Origin of the sequence: Alcaligenes sp. AB3 (assembly GCF_031844565.1) — a bacterium.
In the GTDB taxonomy this organism is placed as follows: domain Bacteria; phylum Pseudomonadota; class Gammaproteobacteria; order Burkholderiales; family Burkholderiaceae_B; genus Alcaligenes; species Alcaligenes faecalis.
Genome location: NZ_JAUZVM010000002.1, coordinates 60,715 through 86,922, shown reverse-complemented (window position 1 = coordinate 86,922; position 26,208 = coordinate 60,715). Strand labels below are relative to the sequence as shown.

Here is a 26,208-nt window from a genome sequence, read left to right as displayed (position 1 = left end):
TCGGTAATCTCAGCGACATACCAAGTTGAATTTAATGAAGGTGCGTCGTCGGATGACGGTAACCCGGAGCCAGTTTTGCGTTCTCGACGCCATAGAGTGCCAGCGGATCGCGGAGCCACAGGCGGTACTGCTCGTCTTGGAGGCTGTGATCGGGTGAGCAGTCCACACTCCAGCGCAGGAGCATGTAGCCTGCAACAGCAGCGCGAACGCGCATCCGGATCGAGCCATCCTTCATGGCGTAATCCATTCGAATGATTTCCGGCCGGTTTAGGCGTGGGTGCGGGACGAATTCCAGCTCAACGATTCGTGTCCACTGGATATCATTGTCGGACCGCTCATTGGACTTCGGCTCCTCGTCGAGCAAGACAGGCGCCTCTATTCGCGTAATGACGAAGTCGCGGAACTCACCGCTCTTGCGATCGAATGCCCTCACGTGCCAGCGCAGCCCGGTGTCAACTAGGGCAAACGGTACGATGACTCGCTCAGATTCCCCGCTGCTCATCGTGTGGTAACGGATGGCCACTGGTCGCTTGGCGTGAATCGCTCGGCAAATAGGGGCCAGCACATCCATCCGAGGGCTTGTCAATACCGATGGAGATTCGCAAGGTAGAAGCGGTTGTGAATCTCCACTCACTCCATCACCAAATCCCAAGGCAAGTGCTGACAAGACGCGTGGCGAGGCATGCTCAAAAGTTGGGGTGAAGCTTTTGCCAATACGGTAGATCTTGCCGCTGCCATCGAACTCTATGTTTTGCGGGGCGATCTCTCTGTACAAGGCGAGGTCTCTTGTTGCACCCGCAGGAGCAATCTCGAACCGGCTGACCAGGTCCGGGCGCCCGACCTCACCGAAGAAGTAGAGCCGAAAATCGATGTAGGCCAGCCGCTCGCGCTGCGCATGGCTCAGGTCATCGACACTTTTGGAGCGCACAGTTAGTGTCTCCTTAGCCAAGAGAACGGGGGAAACGGCTAGAGAAGTACACTATTCTTATCATTCTTAGCCCGACGTTATGATCAAAATGATTATATTCTGAGGCTGTTTTTGTAGAAAAGCAAGGATTTGGCGACCTTGCATCAGACAGTGACACACCGCGGTGTCGCTAGTGAGCAATGGACAGCCGGCACCCAGGCGGCCAGCGGCCGCAACCCTATCCTGGAGTTGGCTACTGCGCTCCGTCAGGGTTGGTCGATACCACGCTCGCACCACCTCGGCCCTGGGTGCAGAAACCGAGCATCCGCGCCCAATGAACTCCTCAACCCAGATCGGGTGCAATGCCTCGGATTGCTGGACGCCTCATCGCTGGCGCATCATCTCAAGCTTGAGAGGCTCCATCGAATGAGGGGCTATGCAGGCTACAGAGGTCTACCATGTCTATGGCTGTGTATATACACATCAAATCTCCTAGCAATTTAATGGCGTTTTTGGATGTCTATCAGCCCAGCATGCTGTGGAGTACAAGTTTTGGTGCTGCGGAGTACAAGTCGCCGTGCTGTGGAGTACAAGTTTTAATGCTGTGGCGTACAAGTCGTTTGGGCAGCGTTTCCCTCTGAGCCTCCCTCTGAAATCGAAGTTAGGAACTATCCTGAGTCGACTGACTCGGTCATGGACGCACTGATGTGTATATACACATCAAATCCCGTTGTCCTACCGAGTTCCATATGAGCAGCACCGAGCCAACCAAAAAGAACGCATCCCGCCATTCCCCCACCACAGTCCAATTTGTTGCCCGGGTTCCTCGAGACCTGCATAGCAGTTTTCATGGCACGTGCCATCAGCTTGGCTTTAATGCATCGGAGGTTCTGCGCTCCTTGATGGAGAGCTTTGTGCGTATGAACCAGACTGAGGGAAAGAATGGCTGAATTGACGAACCTCTCCCGCGCCGATAAGCTTCGAGCCCTTGCTGAAGCCACTGCACGCGCCGCCCTGAAGGCGGCCCCTGATGCGCGCGAAGAACTGCTTGAAGCCTCGAACACGCTATCGTCCCTTGCTCACACCAGTGAGCTGAGGATCAAGAAGCAAGAAGAGCCCGTCAAGATATTGCCGTCGAACGCTACCCGGGACGAACTCACGTCCGCGCGAAGCCGGCAGGCGACCCGACGCGGCGCAGAAACCTACCTGCCAACGCTCTCCGATGTGGCTCAAGTGCTGCCAAACGCTTTATTGCGCTGTGCCCTGTTCTCCAGCAGTCGCAAAGTGCCGACGCTGAACGACCAGGTGCTATCCGGCGATACATCCCTGCTGGTCGTCAACAAGACGATCGCGTCATTCAACAACGTCACCGTGACGCTGAATGGGTATGAGCTTTGCCAGTTCGACCGTATCGTCTATGCGACCTGCCTGGACTACTACCGCGAGCGTCCGCTTTCTCCGGAGACGGAGAACAAGCATGTCGGGACGACCTTCTACGAGTTCGCTAAGCGGATGGGCCGCTCATACAGCGTGAGGTTGCATCACTCAATCCGTGCAAGCCTGCTAAGACTGAGCTTTGCCCAGCTACGAATTCGGCGAGATCGTCTCAATCTCGAAGTGCCAAAATTCCTCTCGGTTTCATTCGAAGACAGTGAGCAAGATGTTGAGGCATCAGCAATCGCAGGCGCTCCCCTGGGCAGCGATCGACTCTGGCTGCGGGTCAGTGAATCTGTTGCCGAGCTTTTCGGGCCGGGAGCTTGGACAGCGCTGGAACGAAAGGCGATGGATTACAGCGGGCTCCAGGGGTGGCTGGCAAGTTTCTATGCAACCCACCAAGGTCCGCTGTGGCTCAGCGTGAAAAAGCTACATGAAATGTCCGGCTATGAATCTAGGTTCAGCAACTTCCGAAAGGGACTGTGCGAAGCGCTCGACAAATTAAAAGCCGGCGATACGCCGCCCTCGTGCCGGATTTCGGAGTATCACTTCTCGAATGACGGGGAGAAGATCCAGGTTCATCGGGTGAGTTGGAACGGGGAGTGAGGGCTGGAGTCTAGGTGCTGGGGTGATGCTAAAGCTGAATGTTCTGATCATGGTCAGGGTAATTTGCCTATACGGGAGGCGAAGTTTTTTTGCTGAGCCACCTTCGCCCGATGACTACCTGAGATTTGTGTCCCTTTGCAGCTCAAAGGGGGAAACCCGTGAAAGGGAAAAAACCAAACAAATCAGTTGGTTACAAAATCGTCAGGTATTTCACTCCGTCGTCTATAACTGCTTCGCAGACGGCAGAAAACCAAGGTGGTTCGGCTAGAAAGAGATTTATGAGCCAACCATTAACCTATCAAACCCTACTGGAAAACCTGAATCGTCAAGTCGAGATCCAAACTATCAATGCGCAGACCGCGGCAAACCGCGCGACCGTACTGCGAAGCTTTCTACGGGCCAATCGCTTGAGCATGGATGATGTCATCGGCAATGAGATGCGTGTAAGCCACATCGAGGCTCTGGACCGCTTCTTCAGCTATTTGGTAGACGATGGCAAGTCGAACCGGGACATTTCCAACAATCGCTCAATGATGCGACGTTGGAAGGAAGCCGTCGTTGAGCTGGACACAACAGCGGCCCTTAACGCAGGCAGTCAGACGCCGTTTCAGCAGACTCTCCAAAGCGTAATTGGGGACATACCCGTCGCCCATGTGGCAAGACGGGCAGGTATCCCGAAAGACATGCTCTGGGGCTGGTTGCGCGGAAAGATTCCTCGCGCCGGCAGTGCTCGCTACCTTCTGCGTCTAGAAGGCTTTTTCGGCCTAGAGAGGAATCTACTGGTTAATCTTTCGGGAATGCGTCCTTACGGCTTTAAGCCGACTGTCGGTGGCACGCCGGCTCCTGTTCCTTTCAATCAAAAGATTGTGGAGCTCACTAAGTTGCAGTTCTGCGCAAAGCCGGATGAGGGCTCATTGCTGCGAGAGCAGTGGACCGAATTTCTCCGGTATAAAACCTCAGCCGCACCACGTTACAAACGCAGCCGTTTGGCCAAGTGGCGGTTTTCCCCTTGCCCCATAACACCGCTCAGACCATCGAGTTGGTTTGAGTTTTTGGATGGTCGAGAAGTCGCTACCGCGCGAATCAATTGGTACAAGACGGCATCGTACCTTGGTTGGCTTGGTCTCGACAAAAGCGAAGGCGGGTTAGGCATGGCCAAAGAGACTGCCGAAACAATGGCGTGGTTGGCCGTCCCAGACTACATCGAGCAATACATCGAATGGCAACGAAAACGAGTGGGAGTACTGAGCCGCGGAGTGCCGCAGTTTTTTGGGTTCATTGGCTCGGTGGTGCGCCCTGAGGTTGGCTACTTGCGGCAACGCCCTGAGCTCCTGAAAACACTCCCGCAGAAGTACTGGGATTACGACTGGGAGACGTTGTGTCAGCGTCAGTTTGAATTACTCGATCAGTTGAATCAGTCCTTCAAGGATGAGATAGTCGCTTCCAGATCATCCATGGAGCCCCTGAAGCACATTCTGCAAGCTTTGCAGCCCATGGATGCCATGGCCGATATGATCCAGCGGATTCGCGCTGATCGCCCTGTTGGCCAGCCTCGCAGAGAGGCTCTCTGGGCCCGTGACTTGGTGTTGTTGAGGCTGCTGATAAGCAACCCGTTGCGCTTTCGTATGCTCGCAAGTTTGACCTGGAGAGCTGATAACACAGGCGAGCTGTACCAGCGCCCTGATAAGTCATGGTGGGTTCACATCTCAAGGGCGAAGTTCAAGAACGTGAAAGGTGCTGCTGGTGACAGGGATTATGACAGCCAGGTCCATGCGTCTGCCTGGCGGGATATTGAGCGTTACCTGTTCATTTTCCGTCCCAAACTACTGCGCGAACCGACTGACCTAGTTTTATTGGCGATGCCTTCCCATGGCATTACGGAGCATAGGCCGTGGGAGGGGTTGAGTCGGCATGTAGCCAGGCTCACGGCGCGGTATCTTGTGCGCTGCGTCGGTATCCGCGCACATGCCTTTCGGCATATTGTCGCAACATCGATCCTGAAAGCGGATGGAGGGGACTACAAGACAGCTGCGCTGGTACTCAATGATCGCCCTGTAACGGTGGAACGCCACTATGCATGGCTGCGCTCAAACGATGGTAGTGAGCGCATGGCTGAATTGCTGGATAGCTCGTTCAAGCGGATGTAGGAGCATCTATTATGGTCTGTGCCGCCTAACATCCTGAGGATGGGCTTAGTCAGGATATAAGGCGTGCCAAACCCTGATGCAAGGAATGGTTGCTTTCGGCCATAAGCTGTTCTATGCCCTTATATCTGTAAATGAGCATAATCGGTAGGAACGCCCGAGCGCTAGAAAACCTCATTGCTAGCTCTATCGGCCTAAGCAATAATGTCTAATTGCTACTAAATAAAAAACGATCGGTTTTGAGGGGCAATAATGAAATACCGGGAAAGCAAAGTAGACAAAGATTTGAGGTTGTGGTTTGGTTCCGATATGTCGAAAGCGTTACTTCGACGAATTTGCGTAGTAAAAGGCAACCTTCGTGGCGTTAGCTCCATGGACATCTCGCTGAACTACCCTATCACTGCGTTCGCTGGCGTGAATGGTGCGGGAAAATCCACCATTCTTGCCTTGGCGAGTTGCGCCTATCATGCAAATAAGGATGCATTTAAAGCCCCACGACGGAAGCATCCGTACTACACGTTTTCTGACTTTTTCATACGGCATCGGGAAGAGGCGGCGCCCGACGGCATAGAGATTCGCTACACAATCGCCAATGATAAATGGAAGAAGAGCGAGTCTTTTCCTGAAGGTAGAGGTTTGGGCGTGCAGGAGCGACGCAAGAACAAGGGGGGGAAATGGAATGACTATGCCAGCAGGGTTAAGAAGACTGTAGTTTTCTTAGGAATCGAGCGAATTGTTCCGCATAGCGAACGGAGCCAGTCTCGTTCATACTCGAGGTCGTTTGCCGACGTAAAGCCTAAGGGTTGGGAAGGCAAGGTGCGAGATGCTGTTGGTTTCATCTTAGGCAAAACTTACGACGATTTTCGCTACCTTGAGCACTCGCGCTACAGCCTTCCGCTAGTGAAAGTGGGGGACATAACTTACTCTGGCTTCAACATGGGCGCAGGGGAGAACGCATTATTCGAGATTTTCTCCACGATCTATTCTTGCGGTGAGAGGGCATTACTTGTAATGGACGAGATAGAGCTAGGCCTTCATGCGAAAGCCCAGAAGCTCTTCATGAAGAAATTGAAGGAGGTTTGTAAGGAGACAGGGACTCAGGTTATTTGCACGACCCATTCCCGTGAGATATTCGAGTGTTTGCCCGATGATGCTCGATTCTTCGTTGAAACGATTGGAGGAAAGACTAAGCTAACCGGTGGAATTTCGCCAGACTTTGCTTTTGCGAAGATGGGCGCGCAAGCCGGCAATGAGCTTGAAATTCTTGTCGAAGATGACGTGGGCAAATCATTACTGCAAGCTGCGTTTTCGGCTTCGATAAGAACCAGAGTGACCATCAAGGTAATTGGCTCAGCGACTGCTATCGCCCGCCAGCTTGCCGCCTGCTATGTAAGAAAGGATGATCGCGCCATAATCGCAATCTTTGATGGTGATCAGCAAGCAAAAGACGCCGATAACTTCGGCCATGCAAAGAACATGGCCGAAAATCCCGGGGCTGACTTTGAGGAATGGTACCGAGCCCGAATTGATTACCTTCCAGGAGCAACCTGGCCGGAATCTTGGATCGTTCAGAAAGCAAGAGAGGTAAGTGACGATACTGCTGGTGCTCTGGCTGTGGATCCTGAGGCGGTCGAAGGGATTCTTGAGTATGGCTTACAGGCTGGTAAGCACAATGAGTTTTATGAGATTGCCCAGAATGTCGGTCTTTCGCGTTCACAGTGTATAGAACGACTATGCGCCACGGTTTGCACAGCCTTTCCAGACGCTGTTTCTCCATTAGTGAGGCATATTGAAGAGATATTGGGTTAGTTCAAGATTTCCAGTCTACTGACAAATTCGAAGGGGTGGAGCATGGATGAGCCCAAATTCAAAGTTAGGTTTTAGTTCTCTTATTGGTCAGCATTTGGAGTGCTCCGCCGTCCTCGACCGGGAAATATAAGGCTGCATGATGGGGTAGTCAGCCGCCCGTTCATAAAAAGTCTTTCAATGACCACTAATGCCGAACCGAAACTTCGGTAAGGGCTTCAGCCTGTGAGCAGCTGTCACGGTTCAGAATGTGCCGCACAATCCGACAGCTCACCGATTAGTAGCAGCGGATCATTTCCGGAATCCACGCAAATTTACCAAGGATAATGCCCCCCACTCAAAGTCTGAGTAGGGGGCAGAGCACACTTGCCTAGTCCTGGAAAACAATACGCCTCGATTCCCACCATGTCTGCGAGGGCCGGAGTAGGTCGGCCTGCTGTGTTTGTTGATACAGCAAGGCAATTAGCATCTTTACTGCAATCGGCAACGCCACTAGATCGCTCTCCTGGACTTGAGCTTCCGCTGCCGATGGTGATGCACATACCAACCTCAACGCCTTTTCTAGCCTTTCTTCCAATGAGGGGATAACCTCAAGGAAGTCCGACGCATCGAGTCTGCCTGCAAGTACAAAGCCAGCGACTGGAGGTGCGCCCAGGTAAGCAGCGAATGCTCTCAAGTGCTTATCGCTAACTTGCTCCATCGGTTTATCACCCCGCATGAGCTCTGACAGATAGCTCTGACTGATTCCCACTTGCTTTGCGACGTATGACGTGCTGTGGGATCTCTCATGCATGGCTACACGTAGCGCCAGCCTCAGATGATGACCCTTCTGTTCTATTTCCTTTCTCATGTTGATTGCCTATTTTGTGATCGGGCACATGCCCAATCACGTATAGGTCGCGTCGGCACCTAACCTTCGAGCACCAATAGCGTGAGTCTGCCGCCACCGGCGATAGTTTCTCCAAGTTGGGCCCCAAAAAATATGCTCCAGGATTTTTCCATGGAACGTACGATGACCGACTTTCACCCTAACGCGTTTGATACTGACTGCTTGACCGAGTCAGCAAAACGAATTCTTCGTATTTTGATCTTGCTGGGCCTTCAGCGAGGTACTGAGGGAACGCTCACCGTGTCTATTGGGACTCTGGGTGCAGCCGCTGGCCTCGACCAGTTAGAGATATCTACCGCGTCCATCCGGGCGCTGCTCGCGGAGTGCGCGAAGGCGCTCACATTGCTCAATCCTAATGATGACGACGGCGAGGAAGCGCCTGCGGCCAGTTGTCCGGTCTTTCTGGCTGTTCGGCTCATCGATGACCAGGTCTTTTTTGAATTAGATCGGCCGGTCTACAGCCTTTCAATTAGAGAGCTGGACGACCTATTGCCCATGCGGCCGCTTAGCTAGTCTGATGGGTAGCTGCAAGGTATGTCACTAGCTCAGCGGAAGTTATGACAAGATGGCACTCACATTATTCGTGAGTACAGTGTCAGCGAAGGAAGGTTCGCACCCAGGCCCGAAGCAGCAGTCGCCGCTTCGGGTTTTCTATTTCTCGGTTGGGCATATGCGTCGGTCAACCGAATGGCTGCTGATCTGAGGGCAGCGCTACTCTGCATTCTCGCTCAGCGTCGCAACCAGGCGATCAATATCACTGCGTCGCCAGGCCGAGGCCCTCGGGCCTAGCTTCACTGGTGCTGGATATCGTCCTGCTTGGATGCCTACGTACCACGTTGCCCGGGAAACGGGAATGATCGCCAGTACATCGCGGATGCGTAAAAAAGACTCTGTTGTATGCATTACTCACTTCCTTCCCCCAAAGTGAATCCGGAAGACTGTCCTCGGTACCTCTATGTATTCCTCTACCAAGCGATAGGGGAGCATCGCTGGGTCCGGTGGCGTCCTCTGACGTCCGGCTGAGTATAGGAAGGCAAGGGTAGGATGATGGGGGCAATTTCAGAGAAAGTGCGTCAGTGCCCGAAAGATGCTTTGACGGGTAAGCAACTGCTTGCGTAGCGAGTAGAGGGTGCGTACTAGGTGAGATGCAATCGAAACTCGCAACCTGGGTGCAGGAATTTGCAAAGGCAAAAATACTGTGCACAGGACTGTGCACAAGCAAAATCTGAGTACAACGGGAATTTAGCCAGACAGTGAGTGTTGTCTGAAAATTGCCTTGAGAATCAAGGGCTTATTTAAGTGGTGCCCGGGGCCGGAATCGAACCGGCACGCCTTGCGGCGGGGGATTTTGAGTCCCCTGCGTCTACCAATTTCACCACCCGGGCTAGGTATGGCAACCTGGGAATCCAGGCTTGGAAGGAAAGATTGTTATTATACGCAGATTCCTGGGGGTTTTGGCAAGTGCCACAGCAATTTTTTTAAATTTAGCCTGGCACTGAAAACATTCCCACCCAAAGTCCGTCTGAAGCCCCATTTTTTGCCTGCTTTGTCACAACTGCTTAAGCAATAACCGGGCATTCTCGGCAGGTAAAAACCTACCGTACAGTTGACCATCCCCAAACCTGGATTCCAAGTAAAAACAGGCCAGGTACATCGCCCTGGCCTGCTCAATTTTCTACTCTGTATTCGGGATCTAGTCCCCTGCCACAGCCTGCCCGTTACGAATCCACTCTCTCCAGATCGCAACCAACAAGGCCATCAGGACCGGGCCGATGAACAAGCCCACGATGCCCATTGTTTGCACACCGCCAACCAGGCCAAAGAAGGTCGGCAAGAACGGCAGTTTCACCGGGCCACCGACCAAACGTGGTCGGAGGGTTTTATCAACGATGAACAGTTCGATAGCGCCCCACAGGAACAAGCTCACGCCAGCCACCAGGTGGCCAGAGCCTATTAAATACAAGGACACCATTGTGAATGACAGAGGAGCACCGCCGGGGATCAGCGCCATAAAGCCGGTGATCACACCCAAGAGTACGGGCGATGGAACCCCTGCAATCCAGTACGCAATACCCAGAACCACACCCTCACCCAAGGCGATCAAGCCCATCCCAGTGACGGTGGAGTTAACAGTAGCAGGCACAACCCGAGAAAAGCGCTGCCAGCGGCCTGGCAGGATGCGCTCACCAACAATATCCAATTGCACCAGCAGCCTGTCGCCATCTTTAAAGATGAAAAACAACGTGATCAGCATGAACAGCACGGTCAGCAGCAGGTGAAAAACGTTGCCGGTAGCGGACAGGACCATGCGGTAGATATTGCCCAGATGCTGGCCGCTAACCATCTCGACCAGCTCGCCCAACGCGTGAGGTTCGCCTAAATAAACTTGCCAGTACTCGGTCAAGCGCTCGCCCATCAGGGGCATGGCTTTGATCCATTCTGGAGTAGGAGTGCCGTAGCGGTTGGCGGCCAGCGCCCAGGTAATGAAGCTGCTGGCTTCCTGGATCGCAAAGGACAAGGCCAGGGACAAGGGCACCACCAGGACCACAATGACGACCAGCAAGGCTAGCGTGGCCGCCAATGCGGTGCGGCCGTTGCAGCGTACGACCAGCCGTTTATATAAGGGCCAACCGGCCAGGCCTATGATCAGCGCGGCCAGAACAGGGACCAGAAATCCCTTTAAAAAGTAGACGCCTGCGGCCAGCAATAGCAGCAACAGCCAGCGAGCGATGAGAAATGCGGGTAAGACGGGTTGCATAAACGGTGGAGACCCTCTTGTCTATTGGTCTGGGCATGGGTCGGTGCCCGAAAGTTTTTTGACGATAGCATGATCACAGCCCTAGGAATACCCGTTTCTTACAACAAGCTGAGTGGGGTGTTTGCTATGGCAAATTTGCTTTAGGCAAACCCGGTTCTTCAGGTCAAGCCAGCCTTGGTATAGCACCAAGCTATTTGGCGGTTAAGACAAGCCAAGGCCTGAAAGCTCAATCACATGATCAGCATCGCCCACTAAGTATCCTCCTCGCTTCTCTAAAGGCCTAGAAAAAAAGTTGTCTCTAGCGCCTCACGACCAAGTTTGTATGTCCACGGCAACTCTCAGACTCGCCGTTCCTTTTGGGTCAACACGCTAAGGCCCTCAGCCCTTCCCCTCCTTACCCATCTTTCTCTCTGCTGACCTGACTCAGGGTTCAGGCAAGCGCTGCGGCATCTTTTTCTCTTTAAACCCTCCCAATCAATCATCCACAGGTAAACCCCAGTTTTTTTAATTTTTCACATACGTAAAATATTTTTCTCACACAGGAAATTTAGAAATGAAAAAACCATCTTGGATTGTTAGTCCCGAAGACGCCGTTGCGTACTCTCCCGCCAACCACACGGGCACCGTGAATCGTCGCCTGATCAGTCAGGCCAATGTCGGTGCCAAGCATGTGGAGGTGCTTTTGGGTGTGATTGAAAAGAACCAGGGCGCCCTTCCCCATGCGCATCCTGGAATCGAGCAGGTCTGCTATCTGCTCAGCGGTACTGCCGATGTGGAAGTCGATGGCGAACGCGGTCAGATGAAAGCAGGCGAGTGCTGTTATCTCCCCCCTGACAAAAAGCACGTTTTCACCGTCACCAGCGATGAACCCGCTCAGCTGCTGGTGATTTACTCGCCGCCCTACGAAGAACACCCCGATCGGGTTATCCGCTGATCCACGTGCTTGCTGGTTTGAGCTAACGCGCCCTGCCTTCCACCCTGAGGAGACCGCCATGAATTTCAAAAAAAATAATCTTTTGCTTTCGCTACGTTCACGCTGCAAGGCCGTACTGGCGTGTGGCGCCGCCATGTTGCTGATGGGGGGTAATGCCTGGGCTCAGTATCCGGAACGAGCCATTACCTTGATCGTGCCTTTTCCGGCCGGCTCAGGCACCGATGCCGTAGGTCGGATCTTTGCGGAAGAGATGGGCAAGCGGGTAGGCCAGACCATCATTGTTGAAAACCGCCCAGGCGCGAATGCCACGATAGCAGCCAACTACGTAAAACGGGCCGCCCCTGATGGCTACACCCTGTTCATCACCACCAATACCTCGCATTCCGCCGCACCGTGGTTAATGAAAAATGTGCCCTACGACCCGATCAAGGATTTCACGCCCATCGCCCGTGGTGGCAACCTGCCTTTTATCCTGGTGACGAACCCCGATCGTCCCTACCAAACCGTTGAGCAGCTGCTGCAATACGCCAAAGCCAACCCAGGTCAGATTACGTATGCCTCTGGCAACAGTACCGGCATCGTGGCAGGCGGCACTCTGGATCTGCAGGCAGGCATGAAAGCGCTGCATGTTCCGTACAAAGGCACCCCTCAAGCGCTAACCGACCTGATCGCCGGGCAAGTGGACTTCATGTTTACCGACGTCACCTCCGGGCTGGCTTTTATCAATAGTGGTCGCCTGAAAGCCCTGGCCGTGTCCACCGCCAAACGCAGCGCCTTGCTGCCCGATCTGCCCGCCATGGAAGAAGCTGGCCTGTCTGACTTTGACATTACTTCCTGGAATGGATTTTTCGGCCCGGCGGGGATGGATCCGGAGCGCGTCCAGCTACTCAACCGCACAATCAATGAAATTGTTCAGGACGAGGCCGTGCGCCAGAAGCTGGCCCAGCTCGGTTTTGATGCCTTTAGTGGCCCGCCCGAAGAGTTCGCCCAGTTTGTTCAAGAACAGTACGTGCTGTGGGGAAAACTGATTAATGACGCCAATCTCGGCCCTCAGTAATTGCGTGGACGCCAACCATGACTGAACACAAGAAGGACAATGTGGGGCCATTGAGCGGTATCCGTATTCTGGATTTAAGCTCGGTGGTGATGGGGCCCTTTGCCACGCAGATTCTGGCGGATCTGGGGGCTGACGTAATCAAGGTGGAGCCCCCCAGCGGGGACACCATGCGAGCAGTCGGCCCCATGCGCAACCCGGCTATGGGCGCCCTGTTTCTCCATCTGAATCGCAATAAACGATCTGTGGTTCTGGATTTGAAAACCCCGGCCGGTCAAGAGGCCTGCCTGCAGCTGATCCGGGAATCCGATGTGCTGCTCTACAATCTGCGCCCGGCTGCCATGGCACGCCTGGGCCTGGATTACGAGCGCGTCGCTGCTAACAACCCGGCCATTGTGTATGTCGGCGCCTATGGATTCGGGGAAGATGGCCCCTACGCTGGACGCCCTGCCTACGATGATCTGATCCAGGGCATGACAGGGCTAGGCCATCTCTACCAGCAGCAATCCGGTGATGTACCTCGCTATACGCCGTTGACTCTCTGTGATCGCACGGTAGGCCTGCATGTGGCCGTCGCGGTACTGGCTGGTGTCATTGAGGCACGCCAAAGTGGCCACGGCCAGGCCATTGAAATCCCCATGTTCGAGGCAATGGCGCACTTTGTGCTGGGCGATCATCTAGGCGGCCACTCTTTTGAGCCAGCACTGGGTCCCACCGGCTATGCCCGCCTGCTGGCTAAAGAGCGCAAGCCTTATCAAACCAGCGATGGCTTTCTGGTACTACTGATCTATAACGACAAGCATTGGACCAATTTCTTTTCCCTGATTGGTCAACCCGAACTGCAACAGGACCCACGATTCAGCTCACACTCGGCCCGCGCCATTCATATTGGCGAGGTCTATGACTTTGTGGCCTCACAGATCAAGCAAAAGGACACGGCTTATTGGCTCCACGCCTTGCGTCAGGTCGACATCCCGGCCGCCCCCTTGTACTCCATCGAACAGTTGATCGATGACGAGCATCTACAAGCAGTACAGCATCTGCAGCATATGGAGCACCCGACCGAGGGCCCTATCTGTACCCCCTCTCCCTTGGGCAAATACTCGCGCACTCCTCTTAGCATTCGACGCCATGCACCGAGTCTGGGAGAACACACCGCCCAGGTTCTGGCCGAGCTGGGCTATAGCGAGCAGGACATACAGGCCATGCTAGCCAGCGTTCACCCCTCACCCCGAGAACAGATTGTATGAATATCGAATTAAGCGAAGATCAACGCGCCTTGGTGCAGGCTATTGAGTCGGTTTGCCAGCAGTTTGATGACGAGTACTGGCTGGCCCGTGACCAGGATGGTGTCTATCCCCATGACTTTCATAAAGCTTTGGCGGACGGGGGATGGTTAGGCATTGCCATGCCAGAACAATACGGTGGGGCGGGCCTGGGCATGATGGAAGCAGCTCTGATGATGCACACCATCTCCCGTACAGGCGCCGGGTTTTCAGGCGCCTCTGCCGTGCATATGAATATTTTTGGTCTGAATCCGGTCGTGGTGTTTGGCAACGATGAGCAACGCGCCCGCTTTCTGCCACCGTTAATTCAAGGCAAAGACAAAGCCTGCTTCGGTGTCACCGAACCCAACTCCGGGCTAGATACCAGCAAGCTGGAAACCCGTGCTGTTTTGCAGGGTGACCATTATCAGGTGCATGGTCGCAAGATCTGGATTTCCACGGCTCAAGTTGCCAACAAAATCCTGCTACTGGCTCGCACGACCGCGCTATCAGAAGTTAAAAAGCCAACGGACGGCCTATCTCTGTTCTATACAGACCTGGATCGCAGCACCATCGAAGTGCGTCATATCGACAAGATGGGACGCCATGCAGTGGATTCGAACATGCTATTTATCGACGGGCTGCGTATCCCTGTCGAAGATCGCATTGGTGAAGAAGGCAAAGGCTTTAGCTATCTGTTGCACGGGCTAAATCCCGAGCGAATTCTGATCGCCTCCGAGGCCATTGGGCTAGGCAGAGCCGCCCTGGAGAAAGCCACCATCTACGCCAAGGAACGGCATGTGTTCGGGCGGCCGATCGGACAAAATCAAGGGATACAACACCCGCTGGCTCAGGCCTGGATGCAACTGGAAGCCGCCGACTTGGTCACTTTGAAGGCTGCGGCTTTATACGATGCTGGCAAGCCCTGTGGGGAGTACGCCAACGCCGCTAAATACCTGGCTGCCGAAGCCGGTTTTCAGTCTTGTCAGACCGCCATTCAAACCCTGGGAGGCATGGGTTACGCCAAGGAATACCATGTAGAGCGCTATCTGCGCGAAAGCTTTATTCCGCGTCTGGCTCCTGTCAGCCCGCAATTAATCATGTGCTATATAGCGGAAAAAGTGCTGGGGCTGCCCAAGTCCTATTGAGCCGCCTTCTAGGCCTCTTCAATAAAACGGCAAGCTACACGCAGGCGCTCCGCGTAACTTTGCAGGTTCTGTTCAATACGATAAACAGGACCTGCAATCGAAATGGCGTAACTGCCGCCTGAAAGCCGGATCGGCCACGCAATACCGCCCACATCCGACATGGACTCGCCCATATTGCCGTACCAGCCGCGCTGCGCAGAGGTTTCCAGGTCAGCATTCAAACTGTCCAGGCTGGTCAGAGTCTTGTTCGTAAAGGCTTCCAAAGGCCCATCACCCAAAAGCTGGGCGCGCTCTTCCAGCGTCATCTGGGACAACAACGCTTTACCGATAGAGTTGGCATGAACGTGGCGTTGAGTTCCTGCCACCGCCACATAGCGGATGGGATGTGGGGAAGAAATCACCTCTACATAGACCACTTTCTTATCCAGATCTAGCTTGCCAAACACAACGGTTTCCTGCGTAGTGTTACGCAGCTCTTCCAGGCTGGGGCGTACTTTTTCCAGAATCGGGTCTGCTTGAGAAATACGCTGGGCCATCGCCAGTAAACGGCCTGTCGGGTAATAACCTTGCCGACGCCCCGTCTCGTAGATATAACCCTGCCGAGACAACGTGCGCAGCAAAGCCAGGCAACTGGATACAGGCGCATCCAGCAATCGAGCCATTTCAGAAAGCGCTAAAGGGCGTGTCTCTCGAGCAAACAGTTCGATGATCTCGATAACACGCAGAGCAGTTTTGACATTGCTCTCGGCTGGTTTGGTGCTCATGCTCAGGGTGCCACCGGCAATGCACGTTTATGCGCCGAGGCATGGAAAGTCTTGATGATGATCTGCGTGGCTTCATCATCAATGGCCTTGCCTTCCAGAAAATCATCAATCTGGTCGTAGCTGACGCCAAAGGCATCTTCATCCGGCTTCAAGGGGCTGAGGCTTTCCAGATCGGCGGTGGGAACTTTGAACACCAAGGCGTCAGCGGCACCCATCGCACTAGCCATGGCACGCACACGGCGTTTGTTCAAGCCCGCCAAGGGGGTGATGTCGGCAGCGCCGTCACCAAATTTAGTGAAGAAACCCATCAAGGCTTCAGCAGCGTGGTCTGTACCGACCACCAAACCACCATTCGCACCAGCAATCGCATACTGCGCCACCATGCGTTGACGGGCTTTGATATTGCCCATCAGAAAATCCTGTTGTGCCGCATCGCGGAATTTCAAGCCGGAGGCCAGCAGTTGCTCCAGCATGACATCCGATGCGGGCTTCACGTTCACAACCAAGATCTGGTCGGGATTGATAACCTTCAGACCGCCTTGGGCATCTTTCTCATCAGCCTGCTCACCGTAGGGCAAACGCACGGCGATAAATTGCGCTTGATGGCCTTGCTCACGTGCCTGCTCTACAGCACGCTGAGAGAGACACCCTGCCGCCAGGGAGTCCACGCCCCCGCTGATCCCCAGGACCAGGCTACGGCAGCTGGTGCGCAGCAGATAGTCACTTAGAAAGCGGACGCGGCGTTCGATCTCCTGCTGAACATCGAAATGATCCGTGATCCCCAATTCCGCACGGATACTGGCTTGCAAAGCGCGTTGATCATCAGTCATGGCGCAGGCTCTCTAACAAAGTGAACAATAGTTCGATTGTAAAGGACTGGAGGAACTGTGCCAGACGGTATAGGCATCTCCAGTTATTTAATGCGCCAACAAAATGGCCTGAGCCTGAAAACTCAACACAACAGCAAGGTATGGACTATTGTTCCTCTAGAGCCGCCCAAGCCCCTGGCCCCAGGGGCAAGGGGCTTGGGCGGCGGTTCTACGAAGATCAGTACTACTCAGCCCCTACACTCGAAACCCATAAAAAAACCCCACCTGCCAAAACAGATGGGGCTTCATCAGCTAAAAGCTAAATCAGCTTAGCGATCCAGTTGCGACACATCACGCACTGCACCACGGTCAGCCGACGTCGCCAAAGCGGCATAGGCTTTCAGGGCTTGCGACACAACGCGCTCGCGGTTCACTGGCTTCCAGGCCTTGGAGCCACGCGATTCCATTTCGGCACGGCGTGCGGCCAGTTCTTCATCGCTGATGGCCAAGTGGATACGACGGTTAGGGATATCGATCTCGATGGTGTCACCATCTTGCACCAAGGCGATATTGCCACCCTCAGCCGCTTCAGGCGAAGCGTGCCCGATCACCAGACCGGACGAGCCACCGGAGAAACGACCATCGGTGAACAAGGCCGAGCTTTTGCCCAGGCCCATGGATTTCAGGTAGGAAGTGGGGTACAGCATTTCCTGCATACCAGGGCCGCCTTTGGGGCCTTCGTAGCGAATAATGACCACATCACCCGCCTTGACCACGCCGTCCAGAATGGCGGCAACGGAATCGTCCTGGCTTTCGTAAACGCGCGCGGTGCCGGTAAAGGTCAGAATGCTTTCATCCACGCCAGCGGTCTTGACGATACAACCGTTGATGGCCAGGTTACCGTACAACACGGCCAAGCCGCCGTCTTGCGAATAGGCGTTTGCCTTGTCGCGGATACAGCCCTTGGCACGGTCGGTGTCCAGTTCCTGGTAGTAACGGTCCTGGCTGAAGGCCACTTGCGTAGGAATACCACCGGGGGAGGCACGGAAGAAGTCGCTGATGGCTTTGACGTTGTCGCCCTTGACGTCCCAACGCTTGATGGCTTCACGCAAGGTGCCACTATGTACGTTGCCCACATCCAGATTCAACAAGTCGGCACGGGCCAGTTCGGCCAGAATGGCCATGATGCCGCCCGCGCGGTGCACGTCTTCCATGTGGAATTCGGGGGTAGCGGGGGCCACTTTGCACAGGCAAGGTACACGACGCGAAATCTTGTCGATATCAGCCATCGTAAATTCCACACCGGCTTCCTGGGCTGCGGCCAGCAAGTGCAGCACGGTGTTGGTGGAACCACCCATGGCCACGTCCAGGGTCATGGCGTTTTCAAAAGCCTGGTAGGTGGCAATGTTACGTGGCAAAACGGATTCATCGTCTTGCTCGTAGTAGCGCTTGGCCAGATCCACGATCAGGCTGCCAGCGCGCTCAAACAAGCCTTGGCGGCGAGCGTGGGTGGCAACAATGGTGCCGTTACCAGGCAGGGACAGGCCCAGCGCCTCGGTCAGGCAGTTCATGGAGTTGGCGGTAAACATGCCCGAACAGGAACCACAGGTCGGACAAGCGCTGCGCTCAACGGCTTCAGCCTGTTCATCAGTCACGTTAGGGTCAGCAGCTTGAATCATGGCGTCCACCAGATCCAGCTTCTGCACCACGGTCTTGCCGTCTGGCGAGTAGACCTTGCCCGCTTCCATCGGTCCGCCCGACACAAAAACAACAGGAATGTTCAGGCGCATGGCAGCCATCAACATACCGGGGGTGATTTTGTCGCAGTTGGAGATACACACCATGGCGTCGGCGCAGTGGGCGTTGACCATATATTCCACCGAGTCGGCGATCAGTTCGCGCGAAGGCAGGGAATACAGCATGCCGCCGTGGCCCATCGCAATACCGTCGTCCACCGCAATGGTGTTGAACTCTTTTGCCACACCGCCGACCGCTTCAATTTGACGGGCAACCAGCTGGCCCATGTCTTTCAGGTGTACGTGACCCGGTACGAATTGCGTAAAGGAGTTCACCACCGCAATGATCGGTTTGGAGAAATCCTCGTCTTTCATACCGGTGGCGCGCCACAGGGCACGCGCGCCGGCCATATTCCGACCGTGGGTCGAGGTACGGGAGCGATATTGGGGCATGACTACTCTCTGAACAGGAAAATTATGTAAAGATACCTATCATAAACGTCCCAAGGCGCTTTGTGCGCGTCAAGGTCGGGCAGGCGTCTTATAGTAGGGCGGCTACCGATCTGGCACCCAGAATCCTTTGCAGCAAAACCCCTTATTTAACAGGAGATCTATTATGCCGCAGGCCGTGCCTGACCTTTCCAACCTGCTTAGACAGGACATCCGCTTTCTGGGCAAGGCCCTGGGAGAGGTGATTCGTGATAGCGAAGGAAAGGCGACCTTCACGCTGATTGAAGCCCTGCGCCGGGCGGCTGTCAGTTTCAGACGTGAACACGATCCGCAGCAAGCACGGATTCTGGAAAAAGACATTCCCAAGCTGAACGATGCGCAGGCCCGTTCCGTGGCCCGTGCCTTTGCCTACTTTCTGCACCTGTCCAATATTGCTGAGGACCGCGACCAGAACCGCCGCCGCGAAGAGCAGGATCCTGAAAAACTGCTGGGCAGCCTGCAACATGCCATTCAGACCTTGATGGATCAGGGTCTGAGCGCCAAAAAAATTCGTCGTTATCTGCAAGAAGCTTGTGTGATGCCGGTGCTGACGGCTCACCCTACCGAGGTTCAGCGCCAAAGCACGCTGGCTGTGCATATGGCCATTGCCGATGAACTGAATGGCCTGGATCACAAAGCCAGCGCCACGCAATCAGCCCGCACCCAGGAAAAACTGACCGGTCTGGTGTCCCTGCTGTGGCAAACCCGCATGTTGCGCGATCACAAGCTGACCGTCATGGACGAGATCGACAACGCCCTGGCCTATTACGGTTCCACCTTCCTGCCCACGATTCCGCAGCTGTACCACGACCTGGACCGTTTGCTGGAGCCCGGCAAAAAAAGCCTGCTGGATCAGAAAACCCGCTCCCTGCCCGCCTTTTTGCGCATGGGTAGCTGGATTGGCGGTGACCGCGACGGCAACCCCAATGTGGGCCCTGAAACCGTTGAGCAAGCGGTGCTGCGCCAGTCGACACGCGCGCTGCAACACTATCTGGAACAGATTCGCCTGCTGGGTACGGAAATCTCCGTGTCCGACGCACTGAACCGCGTCAGCAAAGACCTGGCAGCCTTGTCGGCCAGCAGCCAGGACCCCTCACCACACCGTGTGGACGAGCCTTATCGCCGCAGTTTTATCCATCTGTACGCTCGTATGGCGGCCACGGCCCAAAACCTGCTGGGCCGCGATCTGGCCGATCGCCCCACTTACGCCGCCCCACCCTACGCCAGCCCTCAAGAGTTCAAGGCTGATCTGCAAGTCATTGCCGATTCCCTGGCTGAAAACAAAGGCGGCGCCATTGCGGGCCTGCGTTTGAATGAGCTGATTCAGGCCGTGGAGGTATTTGGCTTCCATCTGGCCACCTTGGACCTGCGCCAAAGCTCGGACGTGCACGAGCGCGTGCTGGACGAGCTGTTCCGCGTGGCAGGCACGCTTTACAAGGACGAGCCCGTCAATTACCGCCAGTTGTCCGAAGAAGACCGCATCATCTTGCTGCGCTCGGAGCTGCGTCACCATCGCCCCCTGGTTTCACCCTGGTATCGCTACTCGGAAGAAACCGAGAAAGAGCTGTCCATTCTGCGCAAAGCCGCTGAATGCCGTCGCCGCTTTGGTGCGCGTGCGCTGGAACAAACCATTGTGTCGCACACCGAAACCCTCAGCGACTTGCTGGAAGTGCTGGTGCTGCAACAGGAAACCGGCCTGATCGTGCCCAATTCCAACGAGCCGGAGCATCAGGGTCTGATGGTCGTCCCGCTGTTCGAGACCATTCCTGACTTGGAACGTGGCCCGCAAATCATGCAGGAATGGCTGGACATGCCTGAAATCCGCCAGCGTGTGCGTCACGCTCAGGACAGCGTGCAGGAAGTGATGCTGGGCTATTCGGACAGTAACAAGGACGGTGGCTACCTGACCTCCAACTGGACGCTGTACCGTGCCGAGCGTGAATTTGCGCAGGTGTTCTCACGCCGCAAAGTGCGTCTGCGTCTGTTCCACGGTCGTGGCGGTTCGGTAGGCCGAGGCGGTGGCTCCAGTTTCGACGCGATTCTGGCGCAACCTCCCGGCACCGTGAACGGTCAGATTCGCCTGACCGAGCAAGGCGAGATGATTCAAGGCCGCTACAAGGATGCGGACGTGGGTCGCTGGCATCTGGAGCTGTTTGTGGCTGCCACACTGGAAGCCAGCCTGGGTTCACGCAAAGGCTCGTCCAATGACGATGAGCACCTGGCCGCTTACGGCGACGCCATGGCCTGGATGTCCGAGCAGGCCCATCAAAGCTATCGCCAGCTGGTCTACGGTACGCCGAACTTTGATCAGTACTTCTTCCAGTCCACGCCTATCAAGGAAATTGCTGGCCTGAATATCGGCTCGCGCCCATCGTCGCGCAAGGCCACGCAAAGCATTGAAGACCTGCGCGCCATCCCCTGGAGTTTCTCCTGGGCGCAATGCCGCCTGCCTATTCCGGGCTGGTACGGCATGGGCACGGCCTTGAATCGCTATCTGGAGTCGGGACTGCCCAATGATGGCCTGAACCGCAGCAAGCGCTTGGCTCAACTGCAAACCATGGCGCGTGACTGGGCCTTCTTCCGCACCCTGCTGTCCAATATGGAACAGGTGCTGGCCAAGACTGACCTGGATATCGGCCTGAAATACGCCGGTCTGGTCGAGGACGAGGAACTGCGCGAAAGCATCTTCACCCAAATCCGTGACGAGTTCGAGCTGACACACCAGTTGTTCCGTGAAATCACCGGCCACGAGCTGCTGGCACACGATCAGGCTTTGCAAGATGCTCTGGCCGAACGCTTTGCCTATATCGACCCGCTGAATCACTTGCAGGTGGAACTGCTGCGCCGCCATCGCCGTCAAGGTGAAAAGGCCAACAAGCCCACACGCAGCGGTGTAAACAAGCAGCACGTCATTCACCTGACGATCAACGGTATTGCGGCTGGCCTGCGTAACTCGGGCTAAAGCGACACCATGGAAATTGGCCCTATTAATTACTTTTATAAATAAGCTAATTTCCAAAAGAAGTTAAGAGCGTACAATAAGCCATTACTACGCTTTCTGAAAAAGGCGTGATCCTCACCGGGGTCACGCCATCTGGCTTATGGCGCTTGCAATCATTCTGGGAATTCTGACCGGCCTGTCGCTGGGCCTGACTGGCGCGGGTGGCGGTATTTTGGCCGTGCCCGCTTTGGTACTGGGCATGGGTTACAGCATGACGGCCGCCACGCCAGTGGCCTTGCTGGCTGTAGGCGCCGCCGCTCTGGTCGGCGCGCTGGATGGTCTGTACAAGCATATCGTGCGCTATAGAGCTGCCATGTTCATGGCTATCACGGGCGCTTTGGTCACGTCTTTGGGCGTACGCATCAGCCATGCCTTGCCGGAGAAAGTGCTGGTGACTCTGTTTGTCGCCATCATGCTGTGGATTGCCACCAAAATGCTGCGTCGTCCGGCGGAAACGGCCCATGCTCATACGCCCTGTTGTCTGAACCCGGAAACCGGCCGCCTGCGCTGGACACCAGTAGGCACCGCCACCCTGGCTTCAATTGGCGCGGTAGCCGGTTTGTTTTCGGGCATGTTGGGCGTGGGCGGTGGCTTTCTGATCGTGCCTGCCCTGAAACGTTTCAGCGACCTGTCCATGCACAGCATTGTGGCCACCTCCTTGATGCTGATCGCCCTGATTTCTCTGAGCGCGTCGGCCATGAGTCTGGCACACGGGGCAGTGATCCCCCTTAGCGGCTGGGTATTTGTGGCCTCGGCCATGGGTGGAATGGTGATAGGCCGACAACTGGCCCCTCATATCCCTCCTGTGCGCTTGCAACAGGGTTTCAGCATTTTGACCGCTGTTGTAGCCCTGTCCATGCTGGCGCGTACCTATCTGTTGTAAGCCGCGATTCGATACGCGCGCTCGAGCAACAACGGATACATGGCTTTGAGCCAAGCGCTGCGCTTGGCTCAAAACTGCACCTACTTTACTCGCAGATACTGCCACCACCGCCTTGTGGATTCAGACGGTAATCGCTGAAAGTGCCGCCCTCACGCGGGCGCACTGCGACAATGCGCTGAACAATATGGTCCGGGTCAGCCCGGAAACCATGCTCATAGGCCACGATATCGAAGTCTGCACACCAGCGCAGCAGCTCGCCCGGCTGCAACAGGAAGTCCGGATTACGCGGCGTGTTGTATTGCTCGTTGCCCTCCCCAAAGGTTTCGTACACCAGCACCCCGCCTGGCTCCAGGCTCTCCAGCAAGGTCGGCATCAAGGGACGCCACAGATACTTGGTCACCACCAGGGCATTGAACTGGCGCCCGGAAAAAGGCCAGGGCCCGTTTTCAATATCAGCCTGGATGATTTCCCCGTAAGGCGAGGTCGCTGCCACGGCTTCCGGATCCCGATCTACACCGATCACAGTATTGCCACGCTCGGCCAACCAGCGGGCATTGCGCCCCCGACCACAGGCCACATCCAGGACCGTGCCCGGATTAGGAATCAAATGGGCCCATGCCTGTAACCAGGCGCTGGCCTGTCCCCTGTCGTTCATCCCTACCCCTTTGCTAAGCAGACAAAACGCCCATGGTAACGCAGCATCAGCCAAGCTCAAGCGCGGCACTGGCCTGGGCTACAATTGGCCCCGGTTCCACGCTATTTTTTTGAGGGTGTATGAAAGTTCTGCTGCAAAAACCCATATTGCTGATGGCCGTTCTGTGCCTGCCTTTATGGTTTGTCTACGGCAACTTCATCCTGGCCGCTGTCACCTCCATCCTGATCGGGATGCTGGTAGGCATGATCCGCACCCTGCACCAAGTGACCCAGGCCAAGAAAGCCAGCGCCAAGAGCGCCGCCCCGGCTTCTTCCGAGACACCTAACGACAAGCCCAACTGACGCCATGAACGTATTGTCCGCCCCTGCCCTGCCACACGGTTTGCCTCCCCTGTCCGAGGAGCTGAAAAAACACGTCGCACAGGTTAACGATTACTTGTTGGACCGCATTGAAGATGAAGGTGGGTTCCTGCCTTTCGACCAATGGATGCACCATGCGTTGTACGCCCCCCATTTGGGCTACTACACCGGCGGCAGCACCAAGTTTGGCAGCAATCAGCCAACGGGCGACTTTACGACCGCACCCGAACTCTCTCCCCTGTTTGCTCAGACCCTGAGCCGTCAGGTCATGGAGGTGCTGGAAGGCAGTCAATCCCTGTCCATTCTGGAGTTTGGTGCAGGTAGCGGCGCTTTGGCCGAAGCGCTGATTACAGAGTTGCGCAAGCAAGGTATCGAGCCGCAGTACTCGATTCTGGAGGTGTCACCTGACCTGCGTGCACGTCAGCAGGAGCGTCTGGCACCGCTGGAGGCCCAAGTGCAGTGGCTGGACAGCGCACCACACAGCTTCAAGGGTTGCGTGGTGGCCAATGAGGTGCTGGATGCCATGCCTGCCAGCCTGTTCACCTTTGATGTGGAAGGCAAGGTGCTGGAGGTGGGTGTCATTGCAGCAGACGACAGCACCGCACAGGGCCTGCCAGCGCCTTTCTACTTGGCTACCCGTCCCGCTCCTGAGCATCTGGCTACGCTAGTGGCCGAACGCGTTCAAGCCCAGCCTTTTTACCTGTCGGAAATCAATCTGCAAGCCGAAGCCTGGGTACGCAGCATGGGCACTTGGTTGAAGCAAGGCGCAGCCATTCTGATCGACTACGGTTTTCCGCAGCGTGAGTACTACCATCCGCAACGCGACAAAGGCACCTTGATGTGCCACTTCCGTCACTTTGCTCACGCCGAGCCGCTGGTACTGGCTGGCTTGCAGGACATCACCGCTCACGTGGACTTCACCGCCATGGCGGATGCCGCTCTGGAAGCCGGTTTGGATGTGCTGGGCTATACCAGCCAGGCGCGCTTCCTGATGAATTGCGGCATCACCAACTTCCTGGCTTCTCCGCCGGAAGACCCATCGCCCGCCGTGCAACAGCAATGGGCACAGACCATGAGTGCCGCCAACAAACTGCTGTCTGAAGCGGAAATGGGCGAACTGTTCAAAGTGCTGATTATTGGGCGCGATATTTCAGCCCCAGTGCTGGGCACAATGAGCGGAGATCGACGCGAACGTCTGTAAAGCGGCCTTGGGGAACTTCCTGAGGACATTTCCCTCAAGAGTCATAAGCAGAGATCAGCAAACGGCAGGGTATATACCTTGCCGTTTTTACGTGAAGCAACCGCGCCAGAACACTCCCCCGAGACATCGCCCCCTAGACGAACACGCACTCAGCAGAAAAAAATAAGCGGCCTATTAGCCGCTTATTTTCTGAGTGTGCACTCCAGGCTGCTCACACATAGACTAAACAGACTGCTCCAAAGCTGCCAATCGAGCTGCGCGCACCGCTTCACGGATTTTGCCTGGCTCGGCCTTGTATCGAGCAGCAACTGCACCGGCATCCACACTGGCCATCACCTTTCGCAAGAAGTCCCATTCCAGCTCTGGAACGTCTTGCAGACAGGCCGCCGCACCGATCAGCTGAGTAAAGCGCTCTGGTTTGCGCAAGGCATCCAAAGACTCCATGACCTGCAAGGCAGACTCCACATCGGCACGAGGCTGCAGCAAGGCAGGGCTGGCCAACAACACCGGCAAAAGACGGGCCTGGTCGCGCCATTCAGAGGGTGCACGAATCTGTTCGGCCACCTGTCCTGGAGTGTCCGAAATATGGCACAGAACGGCAAAGCAGCTTGCCAGATCCAAACGCCTGTCTTTGGCGATCTGCACCTGCTGACCCACCTGATCGTTGTAGTTCAAGCCGGGCATGACACGCTCTAACGCGCCGACTTCCCGCAGTACCTCGAACATGCGAGCGGGCTGCTGGGCAGACAAACCTTTCGCTATTTCCAGATAGATGCGTTCGGGCACCAGCTCGTCCACTTCGCCCTGCTCGACCAGCTCACGCGCCAAGGCCCAGGTATCGTCGGCCACCGTGAACTCGGTAAAGCGGGCAGCAAACCGTGCCAGCCGCAGCAAGCGTACCGGGTCTTCGCTAAACGCAGTACCCACGTGACGAAACAGGCGAGCCTGTAAATCCGCCAGGCCATTCAAGGGATCGTGCAGATTCCCCGCCGCATCCACGGCCATGGCATTAATGGTCAGATCACGGCGACGCAAATCGTCCGCCAGGCTCACGTCTGTGCCGGTATAAAAGGTAAAGCCCTTGTAGCCACGGCCAGACTTGCGCTCGGTCCGAGCCAGCGCAAACTCTTCTTTGCTATGAGGATTCAGAAAGACAGGGAAGTCACCGCCCACAGGCACAAAACCTCGGGCGGCCAAATCTTCGGGCCGGGCACCCACCACCACCCAGTCCTTGTCGCCCGCCGGCATACCCAGCAGGGCGTCACGCACCGCGCCGCCCACTACATAGACCTGCAAGCCTTCCAGAACAGGATCTGGCGGCCCCATCAGGGCCGCCAAGGCTGCTTGCTGTCTGTCATCTAGCATG

Annotated in this window: 21 protein-coding genes and 1 tRNA gene; 12 read left to right on the top strand and 10 right to left on the bottom strand. The window is 55.6% G+C overall.

Going from position 1 to position 26,208, the window contains the following annotated elements; all coding sequences use genetic code 11:
• Positions 1-31: 31 nt before the first annotated feature.
• The gene (locus Q9R35_RS05455) at positions 32-928 is read right to left on the bottom strand and encodes a WYL domain-containing protein (RefSeq protein ID WP_311219486.1); all 897 of its coding nucleotides are present in this window, start codon (positions 926-928) and stop codon (positions 32-34) included.
• 921 nt (positions 929-1,849) lie between these two features.
• Between Q9R35_RS05455 and trfA the strand changes: the two genes are divergently transcribed.
• The 3 genes from trfA to Q9R35_RS05440 all read left to right on the top strand — a co-directional run bounded on the left by trfA (position 1,850) and on the right by Q9R35_RS05440 (position 6,900).
• On the top strand, positions 1,850-2,947 hold the full coding sequence (gene trfA / locus Q9R35_RS05450) for a plasmid replication initiator TrfA (protein ID WP_311219485.1): 1,098 nt from the start codon (positions 1,850-1,852) through the stop codon (positions 2,945-2,947).
• Positions 2,948-3,105: 158 nt separating this feature from the next.
• Complete coding sequence (locus Q9R35_RS05445; protein ID WP_311219484.1) at positions 3,106-5,094, top strand: hypothetical protein; 1,989 nt, start codon at positions 3,106-3,108, stop codon at positions 5,092-5,094.
• Positions 5,095-5,343: 249 nt separating this feature from the next.
• Positions 5,344-6,900 (top strand): AAA family ATPase, encoded by a 1,557-nt coding sequence (locus Q9R35_RS05440; RefSeq protein WP_311219483.1) that lies wholly within the window; start codon positions 5,344-5,346, stop codon positions 6,898-6,900.
• A 367-nt stretch (positions 6,901-7,267) separates the two neighbouring features.
• Here Q9R35_RS05440 and Q9R35_RS05435 read toward each other — a convergent pair whose 3' ends face one another.
• On the bottom strand, positions 7,268-7,747 hold the full coding sequence (locus Q9R35_RS05435) for a helix-turn-helix transcriptional regulator (RefSeq protein ID WP_311219482.1): 480 nt from the start codon (positions 7,745-7,747) through the stop codon (positions 7,268-7,270).
• A gap of 150 nt (positions 7,748-7,897) precedes the next feature.
• On the opposite strand from Q9R35_RS05435, the gene Q9R35_RS05430 reads away from it, so the two are divergent.
• Positions 7,898-8,299 carry a hypothetical protein gene (locus tag Q9R35_RS05430; RefSeq protein WP_311219481.1) on the top strand — a complete coding sequence of 134 codons (402 nt, stop codon included), beginning with the start codon at positions 7,898-7,900 and terminating at the stop codon, positions 8,297-8,299.
• Between the two features lie 198 nt (positions 8,300-8,497).
• On the opposite strand, the gene Q9R35_RS05425 is transcribed toward Q9R35_RS05430, so the two are convergent.
• The 3 genes from Q9R35_RS05425 to Q9R35_RS05415 form a co-directional block, all read right to left on the bottom strand.
• The gene (locus tag Q9R35_RS05425) at positions 8,498-8,689 is read right to left on the bottom strand and encodes an AlpA family phage regulatory protein (protein WP_311219480.1); all 192 of its coding nucleotides are present in this window, start codon (positions 8,687-8,689) and stop codon (positions 8,498-8,500) included.
• Between the two features lie 397 nt (positions 8,690-9,086).
• A tRNA-Leu gene (locus Q9R35_RS05420) sits at positions 9,087-9,171 on the bottom strand.
• Positions 9,172-9,479: 308 nt separating this feature from the next.
• Positions 9,480-10,544, bottom strand: coding sequence for an AI-2E family transporter (locus Q9R35_RS05415; protein ID WP_021447032.1), 1,065 nt, complete (start codon positions 10,542-10,544; stop codon positions 9,480-9,482).
• Between the two features lie 553 nt (positions 10,545-11,097).
• Between Q9R35_RS05415 and Q9R35_RS05410 the strand changes: the two genes are divergently transcribed.
• The 4 genes from Q9R35_RS05410 to Q9R35_RS05395 are packed head-to-tail and all read left to right on the top strand — an operon-like array spanning position 11,098 to position 14,945.
• Positions 11,098-11,478: a cupin domain-containing protein gene (locus Q9R35_RS05410; protein ID WP_026484142.1), complete on the top strand. Its 381-nt coding sequence runs from the start codon at positions 11,098-11,100 to the stop codon at positions 11,476-11,478.
• A gap of 58 nt (positions 11,479-11,536) precedes the next feature.
• Entirely contained in the window at positions 11,537-12,535 is a 999-nt protein-coding gene (locus Q9R35_RS05405) for a tripartite tricarboxylate transporter substrate binding protein (RefSeq protein ID WP_404977939.1), read from the top strand.
• Positions 12,536-12,552: 17 nt separating this feature from the next.
• Positions 12,553-13,782 carry a CoA transferase gene (locus tag Q9R35_RS05400; RefSeq protein WP_311219479.1) on the top strand — a complete coding sequence of 410 codons (1,230 nt, stop codon included), beginning with the start codon at positions 12,553-12,555 and terminating at the stop codon, positions 13,780-13,782.
• Positions 13,779-14,945 (top strand): acyl-CoA dehydrogenase family protein, encoded by a 1,167-nt coding sequence (locus Q9R35_RS05395; RefSeq protein ID WP_086059782.1) that lies wholly within the window; start codon positions 13,779-13,781, stop codon positions 14,943-14,945. Before Q9R35_RS05400 ends, Q9R35_RS05395 begins: the two co-directional genes overlap by 4 nt.
• A gap of 8 nt (positions 14,946-14,953) precedes the next feature.
• Here the strand turns inward: Q9R35_RS05395 and Q9R35_RS05390 are convergent, their stop codons facing one another.
• From Q9R35_RS05390 to ilvD, 3 genes are all read right to left on the bottom strand, one after another.
• A complete protein-coding gene (locus Q9R35_RS05390; RefSeq protein ID WP_035275004.1) occupies positions 14,954-15,709 on the bottom strand; it encodes an IclR family transcriptional regulator in 756 nt (251 codons plus the stop codon).
• A gap of 2 nt (positions 15,710-15,711) precedes the next feature.
• Complete coding sequence (gene nadE / locus Q9R35_RS05385) at positions 15,712-16,539, bottom strand: ammonia-dependent NAD(+) synthetase (protein ID WP_311219478.1); 828 nt, start codon at positions 16,537-16,539, stop codon at positions 15,712-15,714.
• 308 nt (positions 16,540-16,847) lie between these two features.
• Positions 16,848-18,707, bottom strand: a complete 1,860-nt coding sequence (ilvD, locus tag Q9R35_RS05380; protein ID WP_045930734.1) for a dihydroxy-acid dehydratase — start codon at positions 18,705-18,707, stop codon at positions 16,848-16,850.
• 163 nt (positions 18,708-18,870) lie between these two features.
• On the opposite strand from ilvD, the gene ppc reads away from it, so the two are divergent.
• Together ppc and Q9R35_RS05370 are read left to right on the top strand one after the other, a co-directional pair.
• On the top strand, positions 18,871-21,705 hold the full coding sequence (gene ppc / locus Q9R35_RS05375; RefSeq protein WP_311219477.1) for a phosphoenolpyruvate carboxylase: 2,835 nt from the start codon (positions 18,871-18,873) through the stop codon (positions 21,703-21,705).
• Between the two features lie 139 nt (positions 21,706-21,844).
• The gene (locus tag Q9R35_RS05370; protein ID WP_311219476.1) at positions 21,845-22,627 is read left to right on the top strand and encodes a sulfite exporter TauE/SafE family protein; all 783 of its coding nucleotides are present in this window, start codon (positions 21,845-21,847) and stop codon (positions 22,625-22,627) included.
• 85 nt (positions 22,628-22,712) lie between these two features.
• On the opposite strand, the gene Q9R35_RS05365 is transcribed toward Q9R35_RS05370, so the two are convergent.
• Entirely contained in the window at positions 22,713-23,282 is a 570-nt protein-coding gene (locus tag Q9R35_RS05365) for a class I SAM-dependent methyltransferase (protein WP_311219475.1), read from the bottom strand.
• Positions 23,283-23,401: 119 nt separating this feature from the next.
• On the opposite strand from Q9R35_RS05365, the gene Q9R35_RS05360 reads away from it, so the two are divergent.
• Both Q9R35_RS05360 and Q9R35_RS05355 read left to right on the top strand, forming a co-directional pair.
• Complete coding sequence (locus Q9R35_RS05360) at positions 23,402-23,623, top strand: hypothetical protein (protein ID WP_026484127.1); 222 nt, start codon at positions 23,402-23,404, stop codon at positions 23,621-23,623.
• A 4-nt stretch (positions 23,624-23,627) separates the two neighbouring features.
• Positions 23,628-24,842 (top strand): SAM-dependent methyltransferase, encoded by a 1,215-nt coding sequence (locus Q9R35_RS05355; protein ID WP_311219474.1) that lies wholly within the window; start codon positions 23,628-23,630, stop codon positions 24,840-24,842.
• Between the two features lie 222 nt (positions 24,843-25,064).
• Here Q9R35_RS05355 and Q9R35_RS05350 read toward each other — a convergent pair whose 3' ends face one another.
• Complete coding sequence (locus tag Q9R35_RS05350; protein ID WP_311219473.1) at positions 25,065-26,207, bottom strand: tRNA CCA-pyrophosphorylase; 1,143 nt, start codon at positions 26,205-26,207, stop codon at positions 25,065-25,067.
• Position 26,208: the final 1 nt, after the last annotated feature.

Excerpts from the sequence above, each read along its gene's own strand:
- Q9R35_RS05415 (WP_021447032.1), bottom strand. The coding sequence starts at position 10,544 with ATGCAACCCGTCTTACCCGCATTTCTCATCGCTCGCTGGCTGTTGCTG.
- Q9R35_RS05390 (WP_035275004.1), bottom strand. The coding sequence starts at position 15,709 with ATGAGCACCAAACCAGCCGAGAGCAATGTCAAAACTGCTCTGCGTGTT.
- Q9R35_RS05360 (WP_026484127.1), top strand. The coding sequence starts at position 23,402 with ATGAAAGTTCTGCTGCAAAAACCCATATTGCTGATGGCCGTTCTGTGC.
- Q9R35_RS05405 (WP_404977939.1), top strand. The coding sequence starts at position 11,537 with ATGAATTTCAAAAAAAATAATCTTTTGCTTTCGCTACGTTCACGCTGC.
- Q9R35_RS05400 (WP_311219479.1), top strand. The coding sequence starts at position 12,553 with ATGACTGAACACAAGAAGGACAATGTGGGGCCATTGAGCGGTATCCGT.
- Q9R35_RS05355 (WP_311219474.1), top strand. The coding sequence starts at position 23,628 with ATGAACGTATTGTCCGCCCCTGCCCTGCCACACGGTTTGCCTCCCCTG.
- Q9R35_RS05425 (WP_311219480.1), bottom strand. The coding sequence starts at position 8,689 with ATGCATACAACAGAGTCTTTTTTACGCATCCGCGATGTACTGGCGATC.
- ilvD (WP_045930734.1), bottom strand. The coding sequence starts at position 18,707 with ATGCCCCAATATCGCTCCCGTACCTCGACCCACGGTCGGAATATGGCC.
- Q9R35_RS05435 (WP_311219482.1), bottom strand. The coding sequence starts at position 7,747 with ATGAGAAAGGAAATAGAACAGAAGGGTCATCATCTGAGGCTGGCGCTA.
- Q9R35_RS05370 (WP_311219476.1), top strand. The coding sequence starts at position 21,845 with ATGGCGCTTGCAATCATTCTGGGAATTCTGACCGGCCTGTCGCTGGGC.
- Q9R35_RS05365 (WP_311219475.1), bottom strand. The coding sequence starts at position 23,282 with ATGAACGACAGGGGACAGGCCAGCGCCTGGTTACAGGCATGGGCCCAT.
- Q9R35_RS05430 (WP_311219481.1), top strand. The coding sequence starts at position 7,898 with ATGGAACGTACGATGACCGACTTTCACCCTAACGCGTTTGATACTGAC.
- Q9R35_RS05395 (WP_086059782.1), top strand. The coding sequence starts at position 13,779 with ATGAATATCGAATTAAGCGAAGATCAACGCGCCTTGGTGCAGGCTATT.
- ppc (WP_311219477.1), top strand. The coding sequence starts at position 18,871 with ATGCCGCAGGCCGTGCCTGACCTTTCCAACCTGCTTAGACAGGACATC.
- Q9R35_RS05440 (WP_311219483.1), top strand. The coding sequence starts at position 5,344 with ATGAAATACCGGGAAAGCAAAGTAGACAAAGATTTGAGGTTGTGGTTT.
- Q9R35_RS05350 (WP_311219473.1), bottom strand. The coding sequence starts at position 26,207 with ATGCTAGATGACAGACAGCAAGCAGCCTTGGCGGCCCTGATGGGGCCG.
- Q9R35_RS05410 (WP_026484142.1), top strand. The coding sequence starts at position 11,098 with ATGAAAAAACCATCTTGGATTGTTAGTCCCGAAGACGCCGTTGCGTAC.
- nadE (WP_311219478.1), bottom strand. The coding sequence starts at position 16,539 with ATGACTGATGATCAACGCGCTTTGCAAGCCAGTATCCGTGCGGAATTG.
- trfA (WP_311219485.1), top strand. The coding sequence starts at position 1,850 with ATGGCTGAATTGACGAACCTCTCCCGCGCCGATAAGCTTCGAGCCCTT.